This is a genomic window from Natronorubrum tibetense GA33 (assembly GCF_000383975.1).
Taxonomy (GTDB): Archaea; Halobacteriota; Halobacteria; order Halobacteriales; family Natrialbaceae; genus Natronorubrum; species Natronorubrum tibetense.
The window spans coordinates 2,969,116-2,988,372 of sequence record NZ_KB913017.1; the positions used below are offsets into that span (position 1 = coordinate 2,969,116).

14 protein-coding genes are annotated in these 19,257 nt (G+C 58.0%); 5 read left to right on the plus strand and 9 right to left on the minus strand.

The annotated features are described in order from the left end of the window. Positions 1-48 precede the first annotated feature (48 nt). The 3 genes from NATTI_RS0115450 (at position 49) to NATTI_RS0115460 (ending at position 4,758) form a co-directional block, all read left to right on the plus strand. Positions 49-1,026: an NAD(P)-dependent oxidoreductase gene (locus NATTI_RS0115450; protein ID WP_006090411.1), complete on the plus strand. Its 978-nt coding sequence runs from the start codon at positions 49-51 to the stop codon at positions 1,024-1,026. A gap of 8 nt (positions 1,027-1,034) precedes the next feature. Next, entirely contained in the window at positions 1,035-4,265 is a 3,231-nt protein-coding gene (locus NATTI_RS0115455) for an FAD-binding and (Fe-S)-binding domain-containing protein (RefSeq protein WP_006090412.1), read from the plus strand. 112 nt (positions 4,266-4,377) lie between these two features. Continuing rightward, positions 4,378-4,758, plus strand: a complete 381-nt coding sequence (locus tag NATTI_RS0115460; RefSeq protein WP_006090413.1) for a VOC family protein — start codon at positions 4,378-4,380, stop codon at positions 4,756-4,758. A gap of 69 nt (positions 4,759-4,827) precedes the next feature. On the opposite strand, the gene gdhB is transcribed toward NATTI_RS0115460, so the two are convergent. Further along, positions 4,828-6,114 carry a glutamate dehydrogenase GdhB gene (gene gdhB / locus NATTI_RS0115465; protein WP_006090414.1) on the minus strand — a complete coding sequence of 429 codons (1,287 nt, stop codon included), beginning with the start codon at positions 6,112-6,114 and terminating at the stop codon, positions 4,828-4,830. Positions 6,115-6,144: 30 nt separating this feature from the next. Continuing rightward, positions 6,145-7,323, minus strand: a complete 1,179-nt coding sequence (locus tag NATTI_RS0115470) for a M24 family metallopeptidase (protein ID WP_006090415.1) — start codon at positions 7,321-7,323, stop codon at positions 6,145-6,147. Positions 7,324-7,562: 239 nt separating this feature from the next. Between NATTI_RS0115470 and NATTI_RS0115475 the strand changes: the two genes are divergently transcribed. Then, positions 7,563-8,108, plus strand: a complete 546-nt coding sequence (locus NATTI_RS0115475; RefSeq protein ID WP_006090416.1) for a CDP-2,3-bis-(O-geranylgeranyl)-sn-glycerol synthase — start codon at positions 7,563-7,565, stop codon at positions 8,106-8,108. Positions 8,109-8,150: 42 nt separating this feature from the next. Here the strand turns inward: NATTI_RS0115475 and NATTI_RS0115480 are convergent, their stop codons facing one another. The 7 genes from NATTI_RS0115480 to aglG all read right to left on the minus strand — a co-directional run bounded on the left by NATTI_RS0115480 (position 8,151) and on the right by aglG (position 16,024). Then, positions 8,151-9,134, minus strand: coding sequence for a GDP-mannose 4,6-dehydratase (locus NATTI_RS0115480; RefSeq protein ID WP_006090417.1), 984 nt, complete (start codon positions 9,132-9,134; stop codon positions 8,151-8,153). 59 nt (positions 9,135-9,193) lie between these two features. Next, positions 9,194-9,928 (minus strand): UTP--glucose-1-phosphate uridylyltransferase AglF, encoded by a 735-nt coding sequence (gene aglF, locus NATTI_RS0115485; protein ID WP_006090418.1) that lies wholly within the window; start codon positions 9,926-9,928, stop codon positions 9,194-9,196. Between the two features lie 47 nt (positions 9,929-9,975). Next, positions 9,976-11,421: a flippase gene (locus tag NATTI_RS0115490; protein WP_027119182.1), complete on the minus strand. Its 1,446-nt coding sequence runs from the start codon at positions 11,419-11,421 to the stop codon at positions 9,976-9,978. A gap of 306 nt (positions 11,422-11,727) precedes the next feature. Continuing rightward, on the minus strand, positions 11,728-13,011 hold the full coding sequence (locus NATTI_RS25450) for a glycosyltransferase family 61 protein (protein WP_152423948.1): 1,284 nt from the start codon (positions 13,009-13,011) through the stop codon (positions 11,728-11,730). Between the two features lie 3 nt (positions 13,012-13,014). Further along, positions 13,015-13,863: a ParB N-terminal domain-containing protein gene (locus tag NATTI_RS25455; protein ID WP_006090421.1), complete on the minus strand. Its 849-nt coding sequence runs from the start codon at positions 13,861-13,863 to the stop codon at positions 13,015-13,017. 11 nt (positions 13,864-13,874) lie between these two features. After that, entirely contained in the window at positions 13,875-14,834 is a 960-nt protein-coding gene (locus NATTI_RS25460) for a glycosyltransferase (RefSeq protein WP_006090422.1), read from the minus strand. A 230-nt stretch (positions 14,835-15,064) separates the two neighbouring features. Beyond that, positions 15,065-16,024: a glucosyl-dolichyl phosphate glucuronosyltransferase gene (gene aglG, locus NATTI_RS0115500; protein WP_006090423.1), complete on the minus strand. Its 960-nt coding sequence runs from the start codon at positions 16,022-16,024 to the stop codon at positions 15,065-15,067. A 183-nt stretch (positions 16,025-16,207) separates the two neighbouring features. Here aglG and NATTI_RS0115505 point away from each other — a divergent pair, with 183 nt between their 5' ends. After that, on the plus strand, positions 16,208-19,129 hold the full coding sequence (locus NATTI_RS0115505) for an oligosaccharyl transferase, archaeosortase A system-associated (protein WP_006090424.1): 2,922 nt from the start codon (positions 16,208-16,210) through the stop codon (positions 19,127-19,129). Positions 19,130-19,257 lie beyond the last annotated feature (128 nt).

The following is a 19,257-nucleotide window of genomic DNA, read 5'->3' on the forward strand; positions in this document are numbered from 1 at the left end:
AGCTGCGTTGCAGCGGCGATCACCGCGGTAGCGCACACATTCACCACTATGAGCACGAATCCAGACGTCGTCGTTCTACGAGAGGGAACGGAAGGGCTGTCGATGGAATCGTACGCCGAGACGCTTCGCGAACGGCTCCCCGACCACACCGTCGCGCTCGCGCGAACGCCCGAAGAGGAGCGCGAACTCGTCCCGCAGGCTCGGGTCGTAACCGGTATTACGATCGAGGAAGACCTCCTCGAGGCCGCCGACCGACTCGAACTGTTCGCGTGTACGTTCGCCGGCACGGATCACGTCCCGATGGACGCACTGGCCGAGCACGGGGTCGCCGTGACGAACGCTGGCGGGATTCACGCCCCCGGAATCGCCGAGCAGTCGATCGCGAACATGCTCGTCTTCGCCCGAAACCTCCACGAGGGCTGGCGGCGCAAGCAAAACGGCGAGTGGCGTCACTTCCAGTCCCACGAGTTTACCGACAGCACGGTCACGATCGTCGGCCTCGGCTCGATTGGTCAGGAGATCGTTCAGCGACTCGAGGGCTTCGACGTTGAGACGATCGGCATCCGCTATACGCCCGAGAAGGGCGGCCCAACCGACGAGGTCCTGAGCTTCGAGGAGGCGGACATTCACGAGGCATTCTCGCGAAGCGAGTACGTCGTCCTCGCCTGTCCACTGAACGACCTGACGCGCAATCTCGTCGACGAGGACGCGCTGGCGACGCTCCCGCCGAATGCAGTTATCGTTAACGCGGCCCGGGGCGGCATCATCGACACCGACGCGCTCGTCTCGGCGCTGCAGTTCAGCGGGATTCGCGGCGCGGCGCTCGACGTTACCGAGCCCGAGCCGTTGCCGAACGATCACGAACTCTGGGATCTCGAGAACTGCCTCATCACACCTCACACGGGCGGTCACACGCCGAAACACTGGGATCGGCTGGCCGACATCGTCGCGCACAATGTGAGCGCGCTCGAGGCGGGGGACAGTGAGGAACTCGAGAACGTCGTCTACCGGCCGGAGTCGAACTGACGAGACCGATGGCTACCGATAATCCGCCGTCCGCGACCGACGATTCGCCCTCGACGACCGACCATAGCGACCAGACGTCGACCTCGGACGAGACCCATCTGGGGCCGCCGGACGATCCGCGCGAGGGTGATCCAGCGGCGGACGCCCGAGCCGCCTACGACTACGTCGGCGGCGACGTCGATCGGCCCGAACTCGTCTCCGCCCTGCAGGAGCGAATCGACGGCGAGGTCCGGTTCGACGACTACTCCCGACAACTGTACGCGACCGACGCGAGCGCCTACGAGATGACCCCGATCGGGGTCGTACTCCCGCGCACGACGGCCGATGTCGCGAACGTCGTCGAATACTGTGCGGACAACGGGATCCCGGTGCTCCCGCGCGGCGGCGGCACCAGCCTCGCCGGGCAGGCGGTCAACGAAGCCGTCGTCCTCGATTTCACGACGCACATGGGGGACGTGCTCGCGGTCGATCCCGACCGCCAGCGGGCGAGCGTCGAGGCCGGCGCGGTGCTGGCCGACCTCAACGACGAACTCGCACCCCACGAGCTGAAGTTCGCGCCGGACCCGGCCGCCGGAAATCGCAGTACGATCGGCGGCGCTATCGGGAACAATTCGACGGGCGCACACTCGCTGCAGTACGGCAAGACCGACGCCTACGTCGAGGCCTGCGAGGTCGTCCTCGCCGACGGCTCCGTCGAGCGCTTCGGCGAGGTGACGGTCCGGGAGCTTCGCGAGACAGCGGACCCGGACGGAGAACTCCTCGAGCGAATCTACGAAGCCCTCCGGTGCGTCATCGACGAGGAGGCCGACGCGATCAGCGAGGTGTTCCCACAACTGAAGCGTAACGTCTCGGGCTACAACCTCGATCGGTTGGTCGCGGAAGCCTACGGGACGCCCGAGGCGTTCGACGAGAATTCCGAGGATACAGCGGTGATCGACGACGCCGCTCCCGACCCCGAGGCAACCATCAACCTCGCGCGGGTCTTCGCCGGCAGCGAGGGGACCCTCGGCGTCGTGACGGAAGCCTGTGTCTCCCTCGAGCCAGTGCCGGAAACCACGTCCGTCGCGCTCTTGACGTATCACGACCTGCTCGAGGCGATGGCCGACGTCGACACCATCGTGAAAAATCACGACCCGGCGGCGATCGAGGCGATCGACGACGTGCTGATCGACCTCGCCTCGAGAACGGAGGAGTTCGCCGACCTCGTCGACCGACTGCCCGCCGGGACCGAGACGGCGCTGCTCGTCGAGTTCTACGCCGACGACGACGATCACGGCCGCGAACAGGTCGCGGAGCTGCTGGCCGATCGGCTGCCGGACGCGGACGTGCCGGATCCAACGGCCGATGCGGAAGACGCGGACGCCGAGGGGAACGTGACTGGCGCAGGTGGCGGAGACGTGAGCGACCCCGTCCGCGCGTTCGACGCCCTCGAGGCTCACGATCCGGAAGGCATCGCCGAACTCTGGAAGCTTCGCAAGAGCGCGGCGCCGATCCTGCTCTCGCGAACCTCGGACGCCAAACACATCTCCTTCATCGAGGACACGGCCGTCCCGACGGAGAACCTCGCAGACTACGTCGCGGACTTTCAGGAGGTGTTAGCGGAGTACGACACGTTCGCCAGCTTCTACGCCCACGCCGGGCCGGGCTGTATGCACATGCGACCGCTGGTCGATACGAAGACAGAGGCGGGCCTCGAGGAGTTCGAATCGATCTCGGACGACGTGACGGACCTCGTCGTCCGGTACGGCGGTAGCGTCTCGGGCGAGCACGGCGACGGTCGCGCCAGAACGCAGTGGAATCACAAACTGTACGGCGACGACGTCTGGGAGCTGTTTCGGGAGCTAAAGACGGTCTTCGATCCAGACTGGCTGTTGAACCCTGGGAACGTCTGCGGCGACCACAGTATGACCGAACAGCTTCGGTTCGATCCCGACTACGAATTTGCGGCGGGATTCGAGCCGGACCTGAACTGGGAGAACGAGAACGGGTTCCAGGGCATGGCCGAACTCTGTCACGGCTGTGGCGGCTGTCGCGGCGATCAGGAGACGACCGGCGGCGTGATGTGTCCGACCTTCCGCGCGGCCGAAGAGGAGAGCCTGAGCACCCGCGGCCGGGCGAACATGCTCCGCAGCGCGATGAACGGGGAACTCGAGACCGACGCCACCGACGAGGAGTTCCTCGCCGAAATCATGGACCTCTGTATCGGCTGCAAGGGCTGTGCGCGGGACTGCCCGAGCGAGGTCGATATGGCCAAACTCAAGGCCGAAGTGGAGCACGCAAACCACCAGGAAAACGGCTCGAGCCTCCGCGACAAGCTCTTTGCGAACGTCGACCGGCTGAACGCCGTCGGCTCCGCGTTCGCGCCGCTCTCGAACTGGGCAGCCTCCCTGCCAGGTTCCGGAACTATCGCGGAGAAAACGGTCGGGATCGCACGGGAGCGTGACCTGCCGAAATTCGCGAGCGAGAGCTTCGAGGACTGGTTTGCAAAGCGCGGCCCGAAGATTTCGGAAGCCGAGGCCGACCGGAAGGTGCTGTTGTTCCCCGACACCTATACGAACTACAACCACCCGCGGGCCGGGAAGGCGACGGTACAGGTGCTCGAGACCGCGGGCGTCCACGTCCGGATTCCCGAGGGCGTCGCCTCGACGGGACGGCCGGCGCACTCGAAGGGCTTTCTCGACCTTTCGCGGGAGCGCGCCCGGACGAACGTCGACGCGCTCGGGCCCGAACTCGAGGACGGCTGGGAGGTCGTGCTCGTCGAACCCTCCGACGCCGTGATGTTCCAGTCGGACTACCTGGACCTGCTCTCCGGACCGGATGTGGAACGGGTCGCGGCGAACACCTACGGCGTACTCGAGTACCTCGATCAGTTCGATCTGGCCGGCGGACTGCCGACTGGGAACGGCGAACTCGGGGAACGGCTGACCTACCACGGCCACTGCCACCAGAAGGCGACGAAGAAAGACGGCCACGCGGCGACGGTGCTCGAGACCGTCGGCTACGAGGTCGACGCGCTGGACTCGGGTTGCTGTGGCATGGCCGGCTCCTTCGGCTACGAGGCCGAACACTACTCGCTGAGCCGGAAAATCGGCGACGTCCTCTTCGATCAGGTCGAAGCGAGCGACGGCGAGACGGTCGTGGCACCGGGTGCCTCTTGTCGGTCGCAGCTCTCGGAGTACGACGGCTGTGAGGATCCACCGCATCCGATCGAGAAGGTGGCCGCGGCGCTGTCGGCGTAACGGCGCTGCTGACGTCCGTCGGTCGGCGCGGTCGCCGGCCAGCGGGTTATTTTTCGAGGGATCATGAAGGGGAGTTCATGGAACGCCACCCAGCGACGCGAGGGAAGCAGCGATGAACCTCACCGGCATCGATCACTTCGTCCTCACCGTCGAGGACGTTGATGCGACCTGCGAATTCTACGAGCAACTGGGGGTGGAGGTCGTGACCTTCGACGACGATCGAAAGGCGCTGCGCTTCGGCGAGCAGAAGATCAACCTTCACCCGATCGACAACGACGTTGACATCGTTGCGAGAGAACCAACGCCCGGCGGGGGCGATTTCTGTCTGGTGACCGAGACGCCCATCGAGGACGTCGAACGCCAACTTCGCGAACTGGACATCGAGATCGTGATGGGGCCGGTCGAGCGCACGGGCGCGGTCGGACCGATTACGTCGGTGTACTTCCGAGATCCCGACGGAAACCTCGTCGAGATCGGTCGCTACGACGACTGACCGGTCGGAAAACGTTATTGAGAGTCAGCGTATTCGCCGTGTGAAAACCGAGAGTACGACTACCGCCCGCTACGGCCAGAGCCCGCGCGTCGCCTTCGCCTCGGCGATGCGCGATAGCGCGACGACGTAAGCCGCATCGCGCCAGGTAAGGTCCTTCGCCTCGACCTCCTCGCGGACGTCGTCCCAGGCGGAGAGCATCTTCTCCTCGAGTTCCTCGTTGACTTCCTCCAGCGTCCACTGACGACGGTTGATGTCCTGGAGCCACTCGAAGTAACTCACCGTGACGCCGCCGGCGTTGGCGAGGATGTCGGGGATAACCGTCACGTCGCGCTCATCGAGAATCGTATCGGCGGCGAACGTGGTGGGCCCGTTCGCACCTTCGACGACGATATCGGCCTCGATGGCGTCCGCGTTGTCGGCGGTGATAACGTTCCCGACGGCGGCCGGGATCAGCACGTCGACATCGAGTTCAAGGACATCCTCGTTGGAAATCGTTTGCGGAGCCTCTTGCTCGAGGACGGCCTCGGCCTCCTCGTCGTGGGTCGGAATCTCGTGCGTTGCGAGTCCGTCGGGATCGTAGAGCGCGCCGTTGACGTCCGAGACGGCGACGACCGTCGCGCCCCAGTCCTCGAGCAGGCGTGCGGCGTTCGCACCGACGCTGCCGAAGCCCTGGACGGCGACGGTCGTCTCGGAGACCTCGTTGCCCTCGTACTGAATCGCTTCACGGGCGGCGATCGCGGTCGAGCGACCCGGGGCTTCCTCGCGCCCGTAGGAGCCGCCGATGACGGGCGGCTTGCCGGTGACGACGCCGGGGATGGTCTCGCCCTGTTGCATCGAGTAGGCGTCCATGAACCACGCCATCGTTTGAGCGTCGGTGCCCATGTCGGGCGCCGGAACGTCCTTCGTTGGGCCGACGACGTCGCGCAGTTCCTCGGCAAAGCGGCGCGTGAGCCGTTCGGTCTCGTCCGCGGAGAGCGATTTAGGATCGATGGCAATGCCGCCTTTTCCGCCGCCGAAGGGGAGATCCATCACGGCACACTTCCAGGTCATCCACATCGAGAGTCCGGTACACTCCTCGGCGGTGACCTCGGGATGGTAGCGCAGGCCGCCCTTGTACGGCCCGCGCACGTCGTCGTGCTGGGCGCGGTAACCCGTGAAAACCTCGACCTCGCCGTCGTCGCGCTCGAGCGGGACCGATACCTGCTGGACCTTCGTCGGGTGTTTCAGCCGCTCGATGACGCCCTCGTCGACGTCGACGTGGGTCGCCGCACGCTCGAGTTGGCGTCGAGCGGTGACGAGCGCTGAGTCGTACTCCGTTTCGGGTTCGGCTTCTTCTTGAGTCGGTGTCGTAGACATTGTGAGTTGGGTATAGACGTGAATCGGGGGTTACGCCGTAAACAGCTTTCGAGGGAAGTCGGCCAGCGTCTCTGCACCGCTGCTCGTGACGTGGAACGTTTCGCTGATCTCCATGCCGACTGCTTCGGTCCAGATGCCAGGGATCATGTGGAAGGTCATGTTCTCCTCGAGGACGGTCTCGTCGCCGGGTCGGATGCTCGCGGTGTGCTCGCCCCAATCTGGCGGGTAGCCAAGTCCCATCGAGTAGCCGATGCGGTCCTCCTTCTCGAGACCGTACTGGGCGATGGTATCCCGCCAGGCTTTCTCGACGGACTCGCAGGTGACGCCCGGTTCGACGGCATCGAGTGCAGCTTCGATACCTTCGACGACGATATCGGCGGTCTCCTCGAGTTCCTCGGGCGGGTCGCCGACGAACGTCGTCCGCGCCAGCGGGGAGTGATAGCGGTGGCGACAGCCCGAGAGTTCGATGATGACCGGGTCGCCGTCCTCGAATGGGCGGTCGGTCCAGGTCAGGTGGGGCGTGTCCGTGTGGTCGCCCGACGGCATCAGCGGGACGATCGAGGGGTAATCGCCGCCGTACTCGTCGGTTCCGCGGATCAGTTGCTCGTAGATCGCGGCTGCGGCCTCGTACTCCGGCACGCCGTCGCCGATCGCGTCGATACCGGCCTGCATCGCGTTCTCCGAGATGCGGGCAGCCTGGCGCATGTACTCGAGTTCCGCCTCGGACTTCTTGATTCGAACCCAGCCGACCAGTAAGGTCGCGTCCTCGAACTCGGCGTCAGGGAGGTTCTGCTGGAGGCGAGTGTAGGACTTCGCGGTGAAGTAAGCGGCGTCCATCTCGAGACCGATCCGGCCGTCCGCGACCTCGAGATCCTCGAGGACGCCCGCGATGTAGTCCATCGGGTGAAGATCGTACGGCGAGTGGACGTGATCGTCGCTGTAGGACAGGATGCTCTCCTCGGAGAGGTGGGTCGTTGCTCGCGCGCCGCCTGCGTCCATCTCGCGGCCGACCCAGACGGGTTCGTCCCGCTCGGCCGTCACTACGACGGCCTGGTGGACGTAGAACGACCAACCGTCGTACCCCGTCAGATAGTTCATGTTGGCCGGATCGGAGACGACGATCGCGTCGAGGTCCGCCTCGTGCAATCGCTCTTTGGCTCGATCGACCCGGCGTTCGTACTCCGCCTCGTCGAAGACATCTCGTGGCATGATAACAGGGTCTCTACGAGGAGGATCGATCAGGAGTGCTAAAAGTTTTTCGTGTATTGCAGATACAGATACTGTTTACAGATTGGATAGGTGCTCGAACGGCCGAATTACCGGGTACAGCGACGTGGGGTGACGACTCGAGGCGGTATCGAGCGCCGGTTAGTACTCGAAGTTGGCAGTCGTCGGCTCTTCGCACCGAACCACCGGCGATTAAGACACGGGGGTTCGTTGCCGCGGCTATGGCACTACTCGAGACGATCGTGATCGCATTCTGGGCGATGTTACCCGCATACGTGCCCAACAACGCCGCGGTGCTGGCCGGCGGCGGACGGCCGATCGACGGCGGTCGAACGTGGGGCGATAAGCGTATGCTGGGCGACGGCAAGACCTGGCGCGGCACCGCCGCCGGGGTCGTCGCCGGGCTCGCGCTCGCGGGATTTCTGAGCCTCTTCGCCGGCGACGTGCAATCGGCGACCGGTTTCGATGTTCCCGCGTTCGAACCGCTCGCCGCGCTCGGTCTCGCGGCGGGAGCGATGCTCGGTGATATTCTTGCTTCGTTCTTGAAACGGCGGACGGGTCGTCAACGCGGTGCGATGTTCCCCGGACTCGACCAGTTGGACTTCGTCGTGGTCTCGCTGCCCTTGACCGCGCTGCTTTCGAGCGAGTGGTTCTTCGATGTGTTCACGTGGGAGGTCATCGCCGTCGTGGTGGTGCTGACGCCGATTCTGCACGTGACGACGAACATGATTGCCTACAAACTCGGGCTGAAGAACGAACCCTGGTGAGGGAACTCGAGTTTCTGTCGGTGGATCGCTCTCGAGCCGTAATTAGGAATTCAGGACGAGCGGCTCGTACCAGTCGCGGTTCTCCCGGTACCAATCGACGAACTGCGAGACCCCCTCGCGGATATCTCTCGACGGTTCGTAGTCGATCAGTTCTCGGGCTTTCGATACGTCGGCGTGCGTATGGCGCGCGTCGGCTTCTTTGGGGTCGGAATACTCGAGCCCGACGTCAGCACCGGTTTCTTCGACGATGTACTCGGCGAGTTCTTCGATCGTAATAGTTCCCGTCGAGCCGACGTTCATGACCGCTCCGTCGGCCGCGTCGGTCTCGAGGAGTGCGAGGTTCGCTTCGACGATATCGTCGATGTAGGTGAAATCGCGGGTCTGCTGGCCGTCGCCGTAGATCACGGGTGGTTCGCCGTTCAGACAGCGCGAAGTGAAGTTCGTTATCGCCATGTTCGGTCGCATTCGGGGGCCGTAGACGGTGAAGTACCGAAGACTGACCGTCGGGAGGTCGTAGACCTCATCCCAGACCCGACAGTAGTGTTCGGCCGTGAGTTTCGTCACGCCGTAGGGACTCTGCGGGACGTTCTGGTGGTCCTCGTCGTACGGAAGGTACTCGACCGCCCCGTAGACGGACGAGGACGATGCGTTGACGACCCGCTCGACGCCGTGATCGTCAGCCGCGAGCAGGAGGTTCAAGAGCCCGGTCGTGTTGATCTCGTGTGGCTTCTTAGGGTTCTCGACGCTGGTACGGACACCCGCCTGTGCCGCCTGGTGGTAGACGAACTCGATATCGTGACCCGCGACGACCTCGCGGACCAGCTCCTCGTCCGTGATGGATCCCTCGATAAACTCGTAGCGCTCACCCCCGAGTTCGCGACACCGCTCGATGTTTCGCTCTTTGATTCCGAGATCGTAGTACGGATCGAGAATGTCGAGCGCAACTACGTCGTGGCTCGACTCGAGGAGTCCCTCGGAGATGTGGGAGCCGATGAACCCTGCACCACCCGTTACGAGGACGTTCATACCCGCTCGAACGGTCGGGATTCGTTAGTGCGTTTCGGAGTCTCTCAGATCGAACCGACCTACTGGCCGGGGGCCGCTTCCGGCTGATTCTGGATTCGTTCCTCTGCGGTCTCTCGATCGTCCGGATACCCAACGTCGATTCTCCAGCCGTCCATCCGGATCGCATCGATGGTGCGGCCGGACTGGATCAGTAGGTCAATCGCGTCCGGGAGTTCGTACTCGCCGCGATCGGACGGCTGGACGAGATGACAGGCGTGGAAAATGGCGGGGGTGAACGTGTAGAAGCCGGTCATGACGAGATTCGACGGCGGTTCGTCGGGTTTCTCGACGACCTCGACGATCTCACCGTACTCGTTGGTGTCGAGGACGCCGTACCGCGAGGCCTCCTCGTATGGGACTTCCTCGACGAGGAACGCGGCATCCGCGCGGTCCTCTCGCTGGCGGTTGATCACGTCCCCGAGGTTCCCGCGGAAGACGTTGTCGCCCAGCATGAGGACGAAGTCGTCGTCGATGTGGGGCTCCGCCTGGAGGATGGCATGTGCGAGCCCGAGCTGTTCACGCTGGTGAGCGTAGGTGATGGGGGCGCCCTCGTACTCGTCGCCGTAGCGTTCGATAATCTGTTCTTTCATGTGGCCCACGACGACGACCAGTTCGGTGACACCGATCTCGAGGAGGTTGTCGAAGACGTCCTCGACCAGTGGCTTTTCGTCGACCTCGACGAGCGCCTTGGGCTTGTCGTCGGTGAGGGGCTCGAGGCGGGTGCCCTTTCCGGCTGCTAAGACGACTGCTTGCATGTCTGCAATGGTTCTGATGAGGCGACATATACTTTGTGAGCGATCCCTCATCTATCGAGGATATACGGCACGTCGAACGGAAGATTATTTATGACGGTTGTTCGGAATGCGCTCGAGATAGAGAGTAGGACGAGGAAGTAGACGACCGCGCCGAGTCCGACGAGGAGGACGACGAACACTTCGTTGTAGTCGGCGATCGAACGGGGTTCGCCGAGCGCTCGAGCGGCGTAGACAACGACTCCCATGAACAACGCGGCACTACACTGTTTTGCGATTTCACTGACCGGGATCCGAAACCCGACGTGCTGGCGAGCGTAGTAGTACCCGAAGGCGAGACCGACACCGGCGGAACTTGCCGTGGCAATCGCAGCACCAAGCCACCCAATGCTGTAGATAAGAGTAACGTTGAGTACGAGGTTCGACCCGATGAAGACCGCATTGGCACGGAACGCCAGATCAGGGCGGTCAATCGCGTTGAGAGTATTGAGGAGTTGCTTGTTGTAGGTGTATGCGAGGATACCCACCAGCAGAATAGGGAGTACCTGAGCACCGATTTCGAAGCCATCGCCGTAGACGAGCATTAGGCGATCACCGAGAATCACTGCACCGACGATTCCGGGAATGAGGAACAGTCCGGCGTAGGAGAGTGCGTCATTGGTGAGCGTGCGAACCATATCGGTGTCTCCGGAGACGGATCGCTTGCTCAACTCGGGAAAGAGGGTCGTTTGGATCGCACTGCCGAAGAGATCGAGGAACTTTGCGAGGGTGTAAGCGACCGCGTAGACACCGGTGAGACCCGCCGGCACGAACACCCCGAGTACGATAATGTCCATGTCGTTGAACGTTTTATTCCGCATGTTTCCGAGCCAAGAAAACTTTGCGAAGTCAAAAAGTCGGGTTACGTGGCGCCATTTGGGGAACACAATCGTCGGTCGCACAATCCAGATCCCGATTACGGCGATCACCGCGGTTCCGACGGCGTGACCGACCAGCATACCGGTGAGCTCCAAGCCGAGGACGACGAGACCGATCATCGCAATACTTCGAGCACCCTCTTTTACCGTGCTGAGCGGGGCGTAGACGTGGACGCGGTGGCTCCCTTTAAGTGCAGAACTGACCAGTTCACTGAAGATCGAGACGATCAACAGCAGGACGACAAATTCGGCGACGGGTCGTCCGACATAAGCGTTTACCTGATCGTGAAAAACCAGAACGCCGAACGCGACGAGAGCCGTGAGAACGGCCTTAACAGTCGCTCCGGCAGCGAGATATGCATTCGGCTCTTCGTCCTCGCTCATTCGCTTGACGATCGCCTGTCCGAAGCCGACGCTCTTGATGATCCCAAGCCAGGAGACGAGCGCGAGCGTCAGCACGTAGAAGCCGTAAATCTCTTCTCCAAGTGTGCGAGTGAAATATATAGTAGCGACGAAGCCAAGCGCTGAGGCAGCGAATTTTGAGACAAGATATATAATGGATGTTTGGCCCAAGCGCATTGGGTAGGTGGTTCTTTTAGATAGAAATGTATCTTGCGAAGGAGATACTTCATTTTCTGTTCCGTGTCCTTATCCGAACTGAATTTTGCCTACATTAATAAGTTAGGAATATAATTCATGGTGACTATCAATCAGATATATGCATATCATACAATATATTCAATCACATCTACTAATTGATGATTGCACTAATATTCATCATGATCCTTTTCCAAGTCTGTTCTATAATCCGAAATAGAACTGCACTAAGAAATGTAGTACGCCAAGAGAGATCATCCTAGCTTATTCGACACAGTGGTCAATTCTCTAAATAATATCCATATTTTCGAGCATTCTGTTTAATTCATCTATGTCAACTATAAGGTCTCTTCGGGTTTGATCACACTCAATATATCCGTATTGATGTCCCAAGGTGTTAGAAAGTATGAAGAATGTCGGCTTGACCCATTCTGGAAAGAGCTCAATAACTTTGCAATTATCAGGGGCGAATATTGTGTTTATTAGGCCTGCACCATGAGGTGAAATTATAATCTCAGCTCCAGAGAATGATTTTACTTGTTCTTGGAATGACAGTTCAGACAACACTAGCTCCTGAAATCCAAGTGGTTCTAGCAATTGCAGTACTGCGTCTTTGTTTTGTATTCGACGTCCGTGAGCATCTTCACGCGAAATTAGCACTTTGGATGAGAACGATCGATCACAATCGAGGTTTCTTATTGCTTGATCACGGAGCCAAGAATACGCGTTAGCAGAAGCATCCTTGTATGTTAAATCGTCTGAGCGTTGATGTTCTCTGTAAGTCTGAAGCGATTCTCGTCGACGCATTGAGGGGACAATCAACTGATCAACAGTCGCGTAGTTCCGATCCCACTCAATCCATTGGTCTTCAGTGTATCCAAGCAAATTGAGAGATTCTACGACCCATGAAGGCGGATCATTTCGAATTACCAATGTCGGTTGAGTCCCTGTTCTGTTGGCATACCGTTCAACACCCTCTAATCTCGTGAGCGAGTTCTGGATCCAATGATAGTATCCATCATACAAATTAACTAGTGAACAGACTGTATCAAAATCTGTTGTTCCATCCGCTCTTGATCGTTTCTGATGAGCGTACATTCGCAAAATTGTAGAAGGATGTTTAACGAGATCCCGCTCAAGAATATCTCGGCGAGATATGCAAGTTTCGAGGATAATATTCGAAGAACTTGTTACTCCAAGAGCCGTTGGACCAATTAAAGAAGCGTTCTTGAATTGGGTAACAAAGGGCTGTCCCAGTGAGCGGGTACCACACACCTGTTGTAGTTCTTTGGGTGGCGTTTTAATCCCAATAGGTTCCCTAACCTGAAGATTCTCTGAAGTACCAAATTTATAACTTGTCGATAATATCGTCATATCATGTAATTTTTCGCGTGTTAGAATTTTGAATTGGTTATCACAGAGATGTTCAACAATAGGATATGTGATGGGTGTTCCAATGGTATAAAGCGGAGAGGCGATACTGGCACGTGTTAGTCCGATAACACCATCACGTCGATATTTTTTCGAAATGGCTTCACGGAATTCGCTAATCGTTTGGTGGAAATTGGTCACTGTTCACTGAGATGTATCGCTTGTAGGAATACATTTTGCATCGGGATGATCTAAGGTTTTAATACCTCTATGATGGTGTACTAATTTATCTACCCACTGCTTGTGACGGACAAGGACAAGGACTGGAATCTCTTCCAATCCAAGTATTTTTGCGATTGAGAGGCGGTGCCGACCATCTACCAATAGTAGCTTTCCGCTTCGACCAATATCCACTACGATCTCATTCATCAACGCATTTAATAATCCTGAGCTTTTGAAAGCTTTTTTTTCCTCCTTGCGAACTAGACTGATTTGTTTCTGATATCCAATTTGTTCTATCATCTCATATATCCTGTCGATTTCCTCACACCGTTTCAATACATCTTCCTTATTTTTGGATCCGTGCCATTTTGGATTGTCTTCTGAAACATCATTTAATAATGTGCGCACTAGTTCTGTGTTTTCCCAAGGGGTATTGTTCCTATAACGGTCTTTCATAGATTTATATAAGACCGTATTTTGTATACACTTGTCTGTAAATAGCGTTCTGCTCCTATTTTTGAAACTTTGATCCCATTCCCCATCACGAATATTTCCAATATCAAAAATACGATTGACTGCATCTCCAGGAATGTCTGAAAACCTATTAATATCTTCTGGATTGACAGTTCTTAGTTCGAATAGATTGATCGGTATATTAGTTTGTAGTATATCTGGGGAGAGAAACCACTGATAATATTTTGGAGAATACTGCCAATAAATCCCTTCTACATACGGTGTTTGTACTAAGATATGTTCTATAGAACGCCGTATTAGATGGATAAACCCGTGTTCTTGAAACGATTCTTGGAGTTTAGATATATTTGCACTCATGAAAGTAGCACTCAACTATTACAAAGGGTGTGGTTATAGATTTCTATAATGAGATCACCAATTCGATCCCAACTCACATCACGAACTATTTCACGCCCGTTTGATCGTTGCTTTTCCCTTAGAACCTTCGTTAGTATTTGTGCAAGTTCAGACACGTCACTGCCGACACCAGAAAATGTGACCTTATGAAGCCTCTCTTTCACATCTCCTACTGGGGTTGAAACTACGGGGACATTACACGCCATCGCCTCCTTTACCGTGTTAGGAGACCCCTCATGCTTAGACGTTAAGACTAGTGCGTCGGCTGCGTTAATATAATAGATAACTTCCTTGTGAGGGACATTAGATATTGTATGTAATTTTACTTTTGTATCTAACTCCGATTGGGATTTTTCTACTACCTGTTCGGCTAATGGATAATTTTTTCGTTCATATTCCGGTGAGTACGGAAACAGTACATGCGTTCCATCGGTCTCCCACCCAATTCGTTCTCTAGCCGTCTTTCGATTGATTGGGTAGAATCGCTCTAAATCAACTCCACTCGGAATAATATTTGCTTCTTCGTAACCTAGCAGTTCCTTCATCTCTTGGCTTCGAACTGTTACAGCATCTGTTTGACGAACACAAGCTTTCGTTACCAGGCCATCAAACCCAACGACATCTGATCCCCATAATGTCAGCACTACTGGCATTTGAAACTGTGTCAGAGCATAAGGAGCAGTCAGGCCATAGTTCGCGTGTATGAGGTCATACTCTCCACGACGCAACTCTCGGCGAACCTTCGGAAAATACTGCAGATATTCTTTCAAACCACGTCGCGAACCCATGTCCCCATCTATCTGCTCTGCTCCTGGGACGACACAAACTGTACAGCCAACACCCTTGTTTTCGAGGGTCTCGATCTGTTGATCGAAAAAGACCTCCCTCGCCGTCACAAGATGCAACACGTGAAGCCTACCACTGGTAGTCATTTAGTCGTCAGTATAATTCACACGACAATCGGTTATACCCTTCGTTTGACAACACTCTCCAATTAAATAGTTAAAGAACCATAATTTACAACCGATGGACGGCCTACTCTATTCTGTTCATCCGGAGGTTTTAATAAATCCTCTATCATATACTCTGGTCTAAATGTTGGATCAAATCAGACCGATTCTTGCTTTTGACACCTCGGAATGATACTGTCAAACTCAACTGTCTAGTCTGTGGCCGAAACCTCACAATCGGAAATCAACTCCGAACTATCGACGTCGGCTAATCCGTACAGATAACCGAGCCCAACTGCAGCGGTAAATATGAAAATCGTCATGAATTGCTTTGCCTTCGGTAGTGAGGGCTGCCGGATCAGATTTTTCAGCCGCTCCGGAACGAACTCGAGCATGAGCCGCTTCAAATAGTCGTTCTTGTCCCCCGAGGCCTCTGGCAACAAGAGATCCATAATTCGTTTCGAGTAGCCCTGCCAGAACGACCGAAAAACCAACCACTGGAAGTCCCCACGGTAGTCGAACAGCTTGTGGTTCACCACTGCATCAGTATTATAAATCACACCTTTGCCGTACTTGTTGGCCATTCGAATACAGACGGGCGCTTCGTGGGCCTGAATGTGCCGATCACCCTTTCGACCAGTATTCTCGTCGTAGCCGCCGACGTTCAGGAAGACATCTCGACGAAACGAGATATTCGAGCCGTACGTATTCCGCAACTCTTCCATATGTTCGCCCATTCCACGTTCATCGCAGCCGACCAGCCAGTAGAACTCCTCGGGGAAAAAGTCCGGTTTTTTCGTCACCCAGTCAGGCTTCGCGTGGCCGCCGACGGCGATCGAGTCGCTTTCCTCGTACACTCGAGCCAGTTCGGCCACCCAATCAGGCTCAGCCACGGCGTCGTCGTCGATGAACGCCACGACATCTCCGGTCGCGATCTCGGCTCCTCGAGTCCGACTGTACGAGATCCCCTGATTCTCGTCGTTGCAGTGCAATACGACGTCCTCGAGGTCTCCGTAATCGTCGCAGACGCGTTCGAAGACGGGCTCGTTCCCGTCGACGACGATGACAACCTCGAGCGGATCGTACGTTTGCTCGAGAACGCTGTCGACACACTCGGAGAACACGTCGTAGCGTTCCATCGCGTAGGTGCAGATGACGACGGAGACCTTCATCGGGATTCGATTGCCGTGAACGGCGAATAAGCCTTTTCCTTCGGCTGACTCACAGGTTCACCGTATTCAGTCTCCGTTCACTATTGACGAAATTCAGCCCTACGTGGCCGTTACGACCCTGGATATCAAAACCCGGGCCGTAGATGGCAAGGCTTATTCTTGACTTGTGTCTGGTGGAACCTAATGAGTACAGATACCGAACACGTCGAGGGGGAGAGCGAAACGTCACCATCTTTCCTCGAGACGTGGACCGATTGGTATCACATCCCCGTTATCGGGGCCGTGATGCTGTTTATGTTCTGGGCACGGGCTCAGTCCTACGAGAATTTTATCACTGACGACGGGACACCCGCACTAGCGGCCGTCGACTCGTGGTATCACTGGCGAACGGTCGAGTGGACTTCGGAGAACTACCCGAACACGATGCCGTTCGAGATATTCACCGGCTTCCCAACTGGTCGATACGTCGGCCAGTTCGGGACGCTGTTCGACCAGATCATCGTCACGATTGCGATGATCGTCGGACTCGGTGATCCATCGACTGAAACCCTGTATCTCGTTTCCCTGCTAACTGTTCCAGCGATGGCCGCGCTCGTGGCCGTTCCGGTGTTCTTCATCGGTCGTCGACTGGGCGGAACGGTCGGCGGTATCGTCTCGATACTCCTACTCGCACTCGCACCCGGACAGTTCTTCTCGCGAACGACTGCGGGTCAGCTTCAACATCACGTCGCCGAGGTCCTGTTCATGGCGTTCGCTGTCCTCGCGATGATGCTCGCGCTGCGAGTCGCCGAACGCGAGCAGCCGATTTACGAACTCGTCGCCGACAGAGATTGGGATGGACTTCGAGAGCCCACGCTATACAGCGTTCTCGCTGGCGTCGCACTAACCCTCTATATCTGGGTGTGGCCTCCAGCCGTCGTGCTGATCGGGATATTAGCAATTTTCTTCACCGTTCAGCTGTGTCTCGACTACGTTCGCAACGTTTCACCCGATCACATCGCGTTTGTAGGCGCAATCAGTCTCGGAGTAACTGCAATCGGTGCGACGTTATTAATCGAGGAACCCGGAACGAGTACAACGAGTTTCGGTTACCTCCAACCGGTCAGTGCCGCACTCGTCGCCGGTGGGTGTGTGTTTATGGCGTGGCTCGCCCGACAGTGGAACGCATACGAGCTCGATCGCCGTTATTATCCGGGAGCAATTGCGGGTCTCATCGCTGTCGCGTTCGCTGTGATGTGGCTCATCCTGCCCGATCTATTCTCGACTATCGTTGACAACGCATCACGTCGTGTTCTGCCGTTCGGTGGCGGTGCTACTGATCAAACCATCTCCGAAGCCCGCCAACCAGCCGACTTCACCAGCCACGTCTTCAACGAGTTCGGCGCGGCGTTCTACACCATGCTCGCGGGACTGGCACTCCTGATCGCCCGGCCGTTCCTCGGGCGCGAGTACCGCACCGAGTACACGTTGATTGTCGTCTGGGCGCTGTTCCTGACGAGCATGGCCGCGACACAGATCCGGTTCGCCTACTACCTCGTGCTCGCGGTCGCCGTCGTCAACGCCGTCTTTGTTGCCGACGTAATCCGCATCTTCGATCTCGATATCAGAGGCGGCGTCGACACGCTTCGGGGAATCGAAACCTACCAGGTTATCGTCCTCATCATGGTCGTCTTGCTGCTGTTCGCCCCGCTGTTGCCGCCGATGGCGGCCGGCAACTCGACGTGGGAGCGCGGCGCACACGTCGGGCCGTCCGACGAAGCGATGACCTGGGAGGAGGCGAACCACTGGATGGCCAACAACACCCCCGAACCCGGCAACTGGGGTGACGCGGAGCACGCAGACCAACTCGACTACTTCGGCACGTACGAGTATCCAGACGGTGGTGATTACGACTACCCCGAAGGGACCTACGGCGTGATGTCGTGGTGGGACTACGGCCACCTGATAACGACCCAGGCCGAGCGGATCCCCCATTCGAACCCGTTCCAGCAGAACGCCCGTTCGTCCTCGGCGTACCTGACCGCCGACTCCGAGGAACGCGCCGAGTTGATCCTCGACGCGATCGCCGCGGGCGAATCGCCTGAGGACCACTCGAACGCGGAACTCGAGACCATGGCCGAAGACGCGACCCACGAGGAGATGCGGTACGTGATGGTCGATCACCAGATGGCCGGCGCGAAGTTCAGCGCCATCACCCAGTGGAGCGGTCCCGACTACAATCACTACTACGAGACGAGCGAATACGACGTCGGTGGCGAAGGGCAGAACCTCCCGGCGCCGAACGAGAACTACTACGACACCACGATGGCCTCGCTGTATCACGACGATGCGGACGGGATGGAACACTACCGGCTGGTCCACGAGAACGACGACTACGCGTTCGTCGGGTCGATGCAGACCGGCGATCGACTCAGTCCCCACTACTCGATGTCGATCTCGGAGTACAACGACCTCGTCGCCGCCAGTGAGGGGGGCAACGAACTCGAGACCGGCTGGAGCGAACAGACGGAACAGATCGCCGCGAGCTTAGCGCAGACGCGCGAGAACAACATGGTCGATCAGTCGCTCGGCATCCCGATGTGGGAGGCTGACCTCCTCTCGACGGTCAAGACCTACGAGCGCGTTGAGGGAGCGACGATCACCGGAGAGGTCGACGACGAGGAGAACGTACTCGCGGACAACGCGACGGTGACGGCCGAGATCGAACTCGAGACCGAACCCGGCCGAACGTTCACCTACGAACAGACGGCCGACGTCGCGGACGACGGCACCTTCGAACTGACCGTCCCGTACGCCACCAACGACGAACTCGGCGTCGACGACGGCTACACGGACAGTAGCGTCGAAGCGATCGACGGCGAGTACAACGTGACTATCGGCGAACCGGGCGAGGACGGCTTTGCCGGACAGACCGAGGTCGCCGAGACCGCAGTGGTCCAGGGCGACACCGTCACCGTCGACCTCGAGCAGGTCGAACTCGAGGATCCGGACGAGGGTGACGACGACGAAAACGGCGACGACGATGAAGAGGGTGCCGACGACGGAAACGGTGATGAAGACGAAGCTGCGGGAGACGAGGATGGCGCTGAGACTGAAGACGAGTAGTCGCCTCTCGCCCCGCTGACGACGGTCCGTTCGGAGATACTCGAGTGATTTTCGCTGCAGCCAGTTCCCGAGAGCCGTGGCATCGTCCAGCCGAAGCTACTGGATCGGTACAGAAGTCTGCGCGAGTA

What these genes read in the sequence shown, in the direction of transcription:
- NATTI_RS0115450 (WP_006090411.1), top strand. Translation starts at nt 49, where the DNA reads ATGAGCACGAATCCAGACGTCGTCGTTCTACGAGAGGGAACGGAAGGG.
- NATTI_RS0115455 (WP_006090412.1), top strand. Translation starts at nt 1,035, where the DNA reads ATGGCTACCGATAATCCGCCGTCCGCGACCGACGATTCGCCCTCGACG.
- NATTI_RS0115460 (WP_006090413.1), top strand. Translation starts at nt 4,378, where the DNA reads ATGAACCTCACCGGCATCGATCACTTCGTCCTCACCGTCGAGGACGTT.
- gdhB (WP_006090414.1), bottom strand. Translation starts at nt 6,114, where the DNA reads ATGTCTACGACACCGACTCAAGAAGAAGCCGAACCCGAAACGGAGTAC.
- NATTI_RS0115470 (WP_006090415.1), bottom strand. Translation starts at nt 7,323, where the DNA reads ATGCCACGAGATGTCTTCGACGAGGCGGAGTACGAACGCCGGGTCGAT.
- NATTI_RS0115475 (WP_006090416.1), top strand. Translation starts at nt 7,563, where the DNA reads ATGGCACTACTCGAGACGATCGTGATCGCATTCTGGGCGATGTTACCC.
- NATTI_RS0115480 (WP_006090417.1), bottom strand. Translation starts at nt 9,134, where the DNA reads ATGAACGTCCTCGTAACGGGTGGTGCAGGGTTCATCGGCTCCCACATC.
- aglF (WP_006090418.1), bottom strand. Translation starts at nt 9,928, where the DNA reads ATGCAAGCAGTCGTCTTAGCAGCCGGAAAGGGCACCCGCCTCGAGCCC.
- NATTI_RS0115490 (WP_027119182.1), bottom strand. Translation starts at nt 11,421, where the DNA reads ATGCGCTTGGGCCAAACATCCATTATATATCTTGTCTCAAAATTCGCT.
- NATTI_RS25455 (WP_006090421.1), bottom strand. Translation starts at nt 13,863, where the DNA reads ATGAGTGCAAATATATCTAAACTCCAAGAATCGTTTCAAGAACACGGG.
- NATTI_RS25460 (WP_006090422.1), bottom strand. Translation starts at nt 14,834, where the DNA reads ATGACTACCAGTGGTAGGCTTCACGTGTTGCATCTTGTGACGGCGAGG.
- aglG (WP_006090423.1), bottom strand. Translation starts at nt 16,024, where the DNA reads ATGAAGGTCTCCGTCGTCATCTGCACCTACGCGATGGAACGCTACGAC.
- NATTI_RS0115505 (WP_006090424.1), top strand. Translation starts at nt 16,208, where the DNA reads ATGAGTACAGATACCGAACACGTCGAGGGGGAGAGCGAAACGTCACCA.